The 8701-nt window shown below is 62.0% G+C and carries 12 protein-coding genes and 1 pseudogene; 3 read left to right on the forward strand and 10 right to left on the reverse strand.

From position 1 onward, the window contains the following. Positions 1-641 (forward strand): IS3 family transposase (locus J6525_RS45125; RefSeq protein WP_225649468.1); only part of this gene is annotated, 641 nt, incomplete at its 5' end. A 216-nt stretch (positions 642-857) separates the two neighbouring features. Here the strand turns inward: J6525_RS45125 and J6525_RS45130 are convergent. The 8 genes from J6525_RS45130 to J6525_RS45165 all read right to left on the reverse strand — a co-directional run bounded on the left by J6525_RS45130 (position 858) and on the right by J6525_RS45165 (position 7222). After that, positions 858-1853, reverse strand: a complete 996-nt coding sequence (locus J6525_RS45130) for a relaxase/mobilization nuclease domain-containing protein (RefSeq protein WP_225649469.1) — start codon at positions 1851-1853, stop codon at positions 858-860. Positions 1854-1903: 50 nt separating this feature from the next. Beyond that, the gene (locus J6525_RS45135) at positions 1904-2179 is read right to left on the reverse strand and encodes a hypothetical protein (RefSeq protein ID WP_225649470.1); all 276 of its coding nucleotides are present in this window, start codon (positions 2177-2179) and stop codon (positions 1904-1906) included. 176 nt (positions 2180-2355) lie between these two features. Beyond that, on the reverse strand, positions 2356-2715 hold the full coding sequence (locus J6525_RS45140) for a hypothetical protein (RefSeq protein WP_225649471.1): 360 nt from the start codon (positions 2713-2715) through the stop codon (positions 2356-2358). A gap of 109 nt (positions 2716-2824) precedes the next feature. After that, positions 2825-3100 carry a hypothetical protein gene (locus tag J6525_RS45145; RefSeq protein WP_225649472.1) on the reverse strand — a complete coding sequence of 92 codons (276 nt, stop codon included), beginning with the start codon at positions 3098-3100 and terminating at the stop codon, positions 2825-2827. Positions 3101-3280: 180 nt separating this feature from the next. Continuing rightward, positions 3281-3655 carry a single-stranded DNA-binding protein gene (locus J6525_RS45150; protein ID WP_225649473.1) on the reverse strand — a complete coding sequence of 125 codons (375 nt, stop codon included), beginning with the start codon at positions 3653-3655 and terminating at the stop codon, positions 3281-3283. 1220 nt (positions 3656-4875) lie between these two features. Continuing rightward, positions 4876-5508 (reverse strand): ArdC family protein, encoded by a 633-nt coding sequence (locus J6525_RS45155; protein WP_225649474.1) that lies wholly within the window; start codon positions 5506-5508, stop codon positions 4876-4878. Beyond that, the gene (locus J6525_RS45160) at positions 5453-5797 is read right to left on the reverse strand and encodes an ArdC-like ssDNA-binding domain-containing protein (protein WP_225649475.1); all 345 of its coding nucleotides are present in this window, start codon (positions 5795-5797) and stop codon (positions 5453-5455) included. Before J6525_RS45160 ends, J6525_RS45155 begins: the two co-directional genes overlap by 56 nt. Before the next feature lie 708 nt (positions 5798-6505). After that, positions 6506-7222: a Crp/Fnr family transcriptional regulator gene (locus tag J6525_RS45165; protein WP_225649476.1), complete on the reverse strand. Its 717-nt coding sequence runs from the start codon at positions 7220-7222 to the stop codon at positions 6506-6508. Between the two features lie 125 nt (positions 7223-7347). On the opposite strand from J6525_RS45165, the gene J6525_RS45170 reads away from it, so the two are divergent. Together J6525_RS45170 and J6525_RS45175 are read left to right on the forward strand one after the other, a co-directional pair. After that, on the forward strand, positions 7348-7575 hold the full coding sequence (locus J6525_RS45170; protein WP_225649477.1) for a DUF6894 family protein: 228 nt from the start codon (positions 7348-7350) through the stop codon (positions 7573-7575). A gap of 109 nt (positions 7576-7684) precedes the next feature. Beyond that, positions 7685-7927, forward strand: a complete 243-nt coding sequence (locus J6525_RS45175) for a DUF6894 family protein (protein WP_225649478.1) — start codon at positions 7685-7687, stop codon at positions 7925-7927. A 223-nt stretch (positions 7928-8150) separates the two neighbouring features. Here the strand turns inward: J6525_RS45175 and J6525_RS45180 are convergent, their stop codons facing one another. Together J6525_RS45180 and J6525_RS45185 are read right to left on the reverse strand one after the other, a co-directional pair. Next, complete coding sequence (locus tag J6525_RS45180) at positions 8151-8369, reverse strand: hypothetical protein (RefSeq protein ID WP_225649479.1); 219 nt, start codon at positions 8367-8369, stop codon at positions 8151-8153. A 40-nt stretch (positions 8370-8409) separates the two neighbouring features. Continuing rightward, positions 8410-8701 (reverse strand): annotated as a pseudogene (locus tag J6525_RS45185) (IS701 family transposase); the annotation flags it as partial.

Here is an 8701-nt window from a genome sequence, read left to right on the forward strand (position 1 = left end):
AGGGACGCGGCACCAGCCGTGGCCGGATCGAGCGGATGATGCAGCGGCATGGCATCCGAGCCATCATGGCGCCACCACGCCGGGTTCGCACCACCGACAGCCGTCATGACCTGCCGATCGCACCGAACCTGATCATGCGCGACTTCACGGCGCCTGCTCCGAATCGGGTCTGGCTCGCCGACATCACCTACATCCCGACCGCGGAAGGCTGGCTGTACCTGGCGGCCGTGATGGACCTCTTCAGCCGTAAGATCGTCGGCTGGGCCATGGGCGATCACATGCGCACGGAACTCGCCTCGTCGGCCCTGACGATGGCGATCCAACAGCAACGACCGGAAGCTGGATTGATCCACCACTCCGATCGCGGGGTGCAGTATGCCTCACACGCTTACCGCCAAGCCCTCACCACCGCCAGGATCACCGCATCAATGAGCCGCAAGGCCGACTGTTACGACAACGCCCCGATGGAGAGCTTCTTCCACACCCTCAAGACCGAGCTCGTCCATCATCGTGACTACCAGACCCGCGCCCAGGCAATGCGCGACGTCTTTGCCTATATCGAGGGCTTCTACAACCGCACCCGGCTCCATTCCGCCATCGGATATGCCACTCCGATCGAGATGGAGCGAAAAGCAGCTTAACCTGTCCACTTTTTTGGGGGAAGATCAGGAGGCCCCCCTGCTCCTTGTCGGAGCCCCAGCTGATCCCCTCGCCAAGTCCTGCCTCCCGCTTGGCTGAGAGCACCGTCAGGTTAGCTCTACCGGCCCGCCTCGCGCAGGTTTATGGGCTCACGACCTAGCTAGGGACTCGCGGAGGGGAAATTACACAAAGACAGCGCCACCGAGATGCCGCCGCAGCTAACGCTCCGGCGCGCCGCGGCCGCGCTCGGGCGGTTCCGTTTCCTTGTCCTTGGCCTGCCGCTTCTCGTGCCCGAGATAGACCCTATCGCGCAACGTCGGCGGCCGGTCCTTGGGCATTGCCTCAAGGAACCGCGTGACGTTTTCCGAGAGCGCCCGGTCGCGCGCGTCAGGACTGTTGGCCAGCGCCCGCGCCACCGTCGCATAGGCGGTCCGCACCGCCTGGTGCTTCGCGCGCATCTTCTGCTCCCAAGGGTGCTCGTCCCGCCCTGGATTCTGTTTCCGTGCGTCATAATCCTGTCTGAGCTCGCGGATCATGTCTTGCCGCGCCCGCGACTCCTCTCCGCGCTGCTCGATACGTCGCAGTGCCGTCGGATAGTCGCGCATCCCGACGCCGCGCGCGTAGCGCGGCGTGGCCTCAGCATCGAGCCCTCTGTGCCGCAGGCATGCCGCAAACTTCTCCCGGTACTCGTGCAGCTGCGGCTTTCGCGGGTTGAACGTTTTCCCTTCCCGATCCCGACCGTGCACCGTGACATGGGCGTGCGGATGCGCCGTGTCGTCGTGGAAGCACACCACCACATCGACCCGCGGCCGCAATTCCCTGTCCACAAAGTCGGTCACTGCATCCCTGAACTTTTCCTGGTCACTTCCCTTCGGAAGCGACAACACCATGTTGACCGACATCGGCGCCTTCCGCAGACTCTTGTTCTGTGCCGTCACCTCCGCGCTATCGGCCCAGTCCGCGTGTAGCTCACCGACCGCCTCCTTCCCTTTCATTGGCCCGTAATCGGTCTGCATCTCCAGCTTGCCGTTGCGGGTGATGTAATCGAGATGTGCCCTCAAATGTCCGGCATTCTTGGTCCGCCCCGACACCTTCACAACCACCTCCGGCGCCTTGCGAACCAGCCGCTCCAGCCGCGCCTTCGAGGCTGGCGACACCCCCAGGCGTGGCCGCTCACAGTCGCCCGACCCGCCGCGCTGATCGAGGATGCGCATGGCCTTCGACGGCCGCCAGACCCACGCCAGAATGTCCTGATAGGGTTCACTCAATGGCCGTCCTCCCAGTAGCGGACGTTCCCCTTCGCCACCTCTAAAACTCTCGCGTACGCGTTCGTCACAGCGGCCTTGGCCGCCTCGATCGTCGCTACATCTAGAGAGATCGGCTTGCCCATCTTGCGCGCTTCATGTGCCAGCCGTACCGCCTGGTTGAGGTTGACCCCAACCCGGCTCACCTCGGCTGCCAGCCGGCCGAGCGCCACCTGCTCTTGCCCGGAATATTGCGCGCCCTTCCTAGCCTGACCGCAATCAGCGACCGCAGCCACGCGCTCGGTCGCATCCCTCTCGCCCGCGCCGCCACCCCAAGCGCCGCCGCTTCCTTCGCCACAAGTCGCGTACCCACACGCACCAGCCTCGCCGACAGATCTTCCCCCGCCTCACCCTCCGGGGCCGCCGCTGCGCAGGCTGAAGCCACGCCCACCTAGTTCGGTCGCGCCAACAACTATGCGGATGGTGCGGCGGCGCCGGGTTTGGTTGGCCCGGCTTCCGCGGCTTTGGTCGCAGCCTTGGGATTCTTGCCGCGCTTACCCGATGTGATCTTGGCGAGCGCATTGGGTGAGATGCTGAAGCCAAGCTCGGCGAGCGCCTTGCAGATATCCGATGGGCCATAGCCGCGCTTGCGCAGGGCTTCGATGTCCTTGTTGAGGGCTCGAATCATCTCGGTCTGAGTGAGGCTGCGGCGGGCCTCGATCGGAGGAAGCGCTTGCAGCCTGGTGCGGAATTCCGCAAGCTTTTCCGGCGCCCAAAGTCTGCGTTTGCCACCTGGTGTGGGTTGGGTGGTGGGCACTTCTAAATCCGTCACGGGTCATTCCCTCGGTTTAGTTAAGAACTGACTTCCGATCCCTGATCGTGAGTCAGTGTGCGCAACTCGGCTATCTCGGCGCCGGGGTCGGCTCTAAGCTCGCTGACGATCAATTTTGATAGAACGTTACTCGGTCCTTGGGCTCGAGCGCGAACACCAGCGCGCCGTAGGCGATATTGAGAACCGACGCCACCAGGCTCACGGGCAAAACATACAGCGCCGCCTCGCCGACAAATGGCGCGGGGTTCGGCGCGAACAGCCAGATGCCTCCAAACAGCAGGCCGCCAAGAAAGGTGAGCACGGCCAAGCCACCCATGAGCATGCTGTAGATCGGCCAGAGCGCGGTCAGCACGGTCCACAGCGTGAGGCGCAGCGCCGTCAGCACCAGCTTCAGAAGCTTGAGACAAAGTCCGACCATGGCAGAGCGCTTTCTGGAAATTGCCCTTATGCATAGTACCCCGGGTCGTGAGTGTGATTGATTGATCAAATCGGGGGCGATCTCTGATCATTTTCAGGCCAAGTCTGAGAGCGAGGTGGAGGGGCACGAGGCCCCTCCGGATCGCGATCAGCGGGCCTTCTTGCGGCTCGCCGGCTTGTCGTCCTGGTCGGCGCCCTTCAGGTCGGCCCTGGCGACTTCGAGGCGCAGCTCGTTGACCGCGAAGGTCACGCCGTAGTGCTTTTCACCGTCCTTCTCCCAGGAGCTCTGCGAGGGCGTCGAGCGGACAAACACCAGATCGCCGGGCTTCAGAGTTTCGCCCGCCCACTTCAGCATCCCGTCCTGCCGGGCGAAGATCGTGTGCTCGACCCAGTTGGCCCGGTCCACCCACTCGCCGTCCTTCTTGTAGCTGGCGTCCGAGGCGACCGAGATCATCAGGTTCTGGCCGACTTCCTTGATCTTGCCGACGCGGCCGATCTGGTTCACTTCACAAAGCTGGGTCATCGTTCTCTCCTTCGGTTGGTGACATCGCACCGTTGCGATGGTGGTCTCAAAGCGCCGGGAAGAGGCGACGGAAGCCGCAAGGCCGCAGGCCGCCGCGGGCGAGCGCAGCGCTGCGCCCCGCCCGCGACGGGGCATTTTGGAGTGAGCGTAGCGAACGGCCGCGGTGAATTGCCGCCGCAGGCGGCAAGGGGAAAATTCTTCGTCGCAGGGGCCGAAGTCGCTTCGACGGCGCTAGACCACGCCATCGTTGCAACGGTGCATGGCACCACCCCAGGCGATGCAGAGAAAAGGCCCTGCGTTTCCTGAGCAGAACCGATTGTCGTCGGCTTGGTCGAGGCGGGGTTGAACTCCAGCAGGTCTCGGCGTCGGAACGGCGGGTCAAAGTGGAAAAGGGAACAAGCGGGACCGGGCGAGCGGATTGCGCACATCACCTCAAGGTGCGGTCAGGAGCGGCGGAGCAGAATGGGGGGCAAAATCTGAGGCCTGGGACGAGATTGTTCGCTGCCCTCGAGCCGCGAATTGGGGATGGCAAAAAGCCGGCTGATGTCACCGCGCGCTCAAACGAGCGCTCACTCATCGCTCCGGCGCGATGACGAGGGCGGGATCGAGGACGCAGCCTGGCGAGCCGCGAGAAGGCCCGCCGAGCGCGATCGGGTTTGGGGGCAGGTGCGGTGGATGATCTCGATGCACGGACGGGCGGCCCGTAATTTGGTCGAGGGTGTCGCGCCCCGCGGACTCAGCCGAGCACCCGAGGGTTACGCGAACAGCCAGATGCTTCCGAACTTTAGGAAGCCAAGAAGGGAGAGCACGGTCACCGCGCCCGCAATCATGCTGTAGAGCGGCCAGAGCGCGCTCAGGTATCGCGCCTGGGGATCCTCTGACCGGACTCCAAGGAGAGCGTCAGTTGGGTCCCGTTCTGACCAGGAAGGACCTGATTTGGTCAATCACTCGGTTTGGTGAGCAGGTAGTCTTGTCTCGTTGGGCTCCCTATTCCCAACGTGCAATTGATCACTCCCCGCCTGACGCACTGCGAAGGCCTGCAACCAACCCGGGCCTGACGTTCGTCAGGCGGGGTCTTTTGATTGATGCTGGCTTAAGTCGGCGCCGAGCGAAGCGAGGCGAGCGTGCACGGCGCGCAGCACCGTAGTCCGCAAAGCGATAACGAGGAGCGGAAGCCGCGCAGCGGCGATGCGCGACTTCCTTCCGCGATGAAAAGCACGCTATGCGGCAGACTCTTGCGACTGGCTGCTGAACGCCAGCAAATAGGCTGTCGCAGCGGTCGCGGCGGTTGCTGCTTGAAAGATCGCCCGCTTGTCTTCTTTGAGAATTGCGAGATACTGGGCGATATACTGAGCATGATCCGGACGCGGTGCGTTGGTGATTCCGAGTTCGGCGCACGGGAATGCAGCACCGAGTTCCGCAATCAACTCCTCGAAGCAATAGGGCTTGTCGGCAAAGCGCTTGCCTTTCTCGCGGTTCAGACGATGGGGCGCGCCGCTGAAATGCGTCAGTTCATGCAGCACCGTGGAATAGAAACTCTCTCGCGGTGAGCTCGTGGGCGAGCCGAGGAATGCGCTCGGATCGGGAACGCGGATGCGATCGGCCCTGCGATCATAGAAAGCTTGCGTCCCGCCATATTCGATAACCGCGCCAGTGGCGGCGATCGCCTTGTCCGCCCGGTCGAGGCGTTCGAACAATGGCGCTGCGGCAAGCTCGGGCGTCGCGGCCGTGAAGCCGTCGACCTGTTCGGCGTTGAAAACCCACGAAGCGCGAGCAAACGGGATGGAGTGGGCGTCTTCACCCTGCTCTTGCTCGGGCTCTGGGTTCTGGATCTCCAGAGTCTTGTAGAACACGATCGGCGTCCCATTTCTCGCCCTTGCGGACTTGCGCGCCACTGCACTGCCATTGTTTGAACGTTGCCCATCGATGGGAGCGATAACCGAGGGCTTGGGCGGTGATCCACAGCGACAGCACATTGACGCCTCGATAGGCTCGTTGCGTCGTGGCGTTGACTGGCGTCTTCGAGCTGGCACCCTGATGCCATGGCAGAACGAAATTCCCGGCGCCGGCCTCGATGGCCTGAACAATGCGGCTCGTGATGTCCTGATGAACGTCGAAGCGATCTTTCGCAGACTTGGTCATGATCTCTCTCTTTAGGTTAACGGAGCGCGCGCATGGCCCTCGCCATGCCGCCTGCCCGTCGGCGAGACCGGGGTTTCGGGGGGCAAGAGCTTGTTTCGGCGCCGGCGATGCCGGCGCGCATCCGATGGTGCGCAACGCGGTTGCACCGAGCCGCGCAGCGCGATGTGCGACCGACTCGCTGCACGGGAGGACGAAAGAAGGTCTTGCTGGGGGTGAGGGGCAGTGCCCCTCATGTCCCCCGCTCAATTGAGCGCAGCCGTCAGGCATGCGCGCGAAGCGCGGCATTAGCCGCACGGCGGCTTTGCGACAGCGATCGTGACCGCAGGGCGGAGACGGCGCAGGCGTCTCAGTCGCCGTGCGCGATCGAGTGCCATCCAACAGAACCGGGGACTTACATTTAGCGATCGAGGCTTAGGAAAAGTGCGGCTGAAACAAAAACACTTGCTGCCGGGTGACAGGAGTGAGGCGAACAGCCGGGCTTCGACTTGTTCACCGGTTCGGATCGCGCGATTGGCCTTGACGCATTCCTTGTGCTTGTCGATGGCCTGCAAGTATCGGCTTTTGGCTTCCGCGGCAGCGTCCGCGCCCGGCTCTCCTTCGAGGGGGCCCAAATCGGCTACTCGGCCCCTTCTGAGCTTGCCACCCGTCCAAGCTCTTGACCGACCGGACACGACCCGACGACTTGATCTGGGCAAGCTTGCGCAGGCGCTAGGCCACGCCAGTATCGTCCTCGAGGCTGTCAAATCCGCCGAGCTCGACGATCCTCTCGATATCCTTGAGCGTGACGACTCTGCGCTTCAAATCAAGGACGCCTTCGGTTCGGAACGCCTGGAGGACCCGATTGACCTGCACGACGCTTAGCCCGAGTGCATCGGCCAGCTTCGATTGAGTAATGGGAAAATCAAACTGCTCATTGACGACCAATCCCATCGCCGCAAGCCGCTGGCGCAATTCCGCAATCAAATAGGCCATGCGTCCAGCAGCCGATCGCGTGCCCAAGTTGACAATCCACTGCCGGAACAGCGCGGCGTCGACAAGCGTCTCTCGCCAGAGAGCTCGTGCCAGCGCCGGCCGGGCTTCAACGACTCGTTCGAGCGCCTCATGATTTATGAAGCCGACCCGCGCCTCGGAGAGTGTCGTCAGGTCGTGGTCCATCCGCTTCAGCGGCAATCCTTGGAGGTCAGGCATGTCGCCCGCGATGTGGAAGGACAGGATTTGCCGTTTGCCATTTTCCGCGACCTTAGACCGGTAGGCGAAGCCGCTTAGGATCACGCAGCATTGTGTGCTGAGGTCCCCTTCTCCAACGATGACCGAATCCTCCCGCAAAATCTTCACCGGGCTAATGATTGATCGCAAAGTCTGGATGTCTTCATCAGACAGCTCGGAGTGCAGCCGTAATTTGCGGATCATCATCTCGATGGGCATCTAGGAGGTCCTTGAAGGTCTAGGAGACGAAAATCCGCTCGGTTCCACCCGACCATACGCCTGGAACGAGCACGTATGGAGTCAATTATTCCGTAGCTTCAGCGCAATGATCGGACCCAACCGAGATGCCGCGGTACTTTTTTCATGTCCACCACAGGACTCATCATCCTGACGACACCGGCATCGATCTTCCGGGGAAGGACGAAGCCTGGAAGGAGGCCACGTTCACCGCCGGGCAGCTCATCCAAGACCTGGACGGTGCGCTGAAACCGGGCCAGGAATGGCGGCTGGAGGTGACTGACGAAGCGGGTAATCCAATTTGCGTCCTCCACGTCTTGGCCGAACGCCGCTGAATTCCGACTTCGGAAGGTCGACTCTCTGTTCCCGTCAGCTAAGCGTCAGAATAGGAACGCATTCCAGCCTTCTGCTTTCGAAAGATCAGAATGAAAGTGGACGCGTCTAATGCCTCGGTATTACTTCGATCTAAAGACCGGCAACTCCGTTGCCGTCGATGAGGAAGGCGTAGACCTTAGTGATTTGGAGGCCGCACAGAGCGAAGCGGCGCAATCGCTGGGAGCGATGGCTCGGGATGCGGCCGTCACTGGTAAAGGGACTGAGCAAATGGAGATCTCAGTCCGCGACGACGACGGCCCCGTGATGACCGTCCGCTTTTCCTACGATATCAGCCGGAAGAAAACGAACTAAATTTCAAACTGAGGCATTACCGATGGTGCTGCCCAAGCTCCCGTCTCAGTGTCAAGGCACTGCCCGTAAGGCGCCGGTGGCTGGGAGACCGATCGCGCTCGGCACAAGTGGATCGGAACGCTGGCGAGGCGGAAGGCCGTTACCGCCACGCGCTAGACAACTGCTCGCGAGCTTCGACACACCAAGCTAGTAAACTGGGTTATGCTGTCCCGACGTTTTGGGTTTAGGACCACGGCGGCTCTTCGCTCGCCCCGGCTGCCTCGTCGTGGATCGTGACACCCGCCGAACGCAACCCAGTCAGCAGTACAGTTCTTACAGAGGCAGGATCGAATCCAATATCCTTGGCATTTGGTGGGTGTGACTCGCTGCTCTTCAATCGGAGCGCCAAGCGCAATTGCTCGCAAAGGTGCTGAATGACGAGATTCACCTGATCGTCAGTCATGGTCTGCTTTTCCTGCTACCATTTTGCTACCCAACTAGTCTTACTGCGTCACAAACGACGATCTGTGTAGTGGTCGAACTTGATCGCACAACAAGGACATCTCGACAGCGTTCGGACGAGCCCATGCTCGAGCTGCCGTCGCATCGTCGCGATCGAGTTTGGAATGTGACGTTGGGACCGCAGCGGCGGATCCGCGGGGTCTATAATCTGCGGGAACGCGAGCGAGCGGGATCGGCCGGGCGCGCCGCGCGCCTGAGGGGGGAATCGTCTCCCGTTCGGAGATCAGGAATCCGTAGGCCGCAATGCACATCGTTGCGTGATGATGAAAGCCG

The organism is Bradyrhizobium australafricanum, from assembly GCF_020329495.1.
In the GTDB taxonomy this organism is placed as follows: Bacteria; Pseudomonadota; Alphaproteobacteria; order Rhizobiales; family Xanthobacteraceae; genus Bradyrhizobium; species Bradyrhizobium australafricanum.

Coding starts and splice junctions, on each gene's coding strand:
- J6525_RS45170 (WP_225649477.1), top strand. CDS start 7,348: ATGCCGCGGTACTTTTTTCATGTCCACCACAGGACTCATCATCCTGAC.
- J6525_RS45180 (WP_225649479.1), bottom strand. CDS start 8,369: ATGACTGACGATCAGGTGAATCTCGTCATTCAGCACCTTTGCGAGCAA.
- J6525_RS45165 (WP_225649476.1), bottom strand. CDS start 7,222: ATGCCCATCGAGATGATGATCCGCAAATTACGGCTGCACTCCGAGCTG.
- J6525_RS45160 (WP_225649475.1), bottom strand. CDS start 5,797: ATGACCAAGTCTGCGAAAGATCGCTTCGACGTTCATCAGGACATCACG.
- J6525_RS45150 (WP_225649473.1), bottom strand. CDS start 3,655: ATGACCCAGCTTTGTGAAGTGAACCAGATCGGCCGCGTCGGCAAGATC.
- J6525_RS45175 (WP_225649478.1), top strand. CDS start 7,685: ATGCCTCGGTATTACTTCGATCTAAAGACCGGCAACTCCGTTGCCGTC.
- J6525_RS45130 (WP_225649469.1), bottom strand. CDS start 1,853: ATGCGCATCCTCGATCAGCGCGGCGGGTCGGGCGACTGTGAGCGGCCA.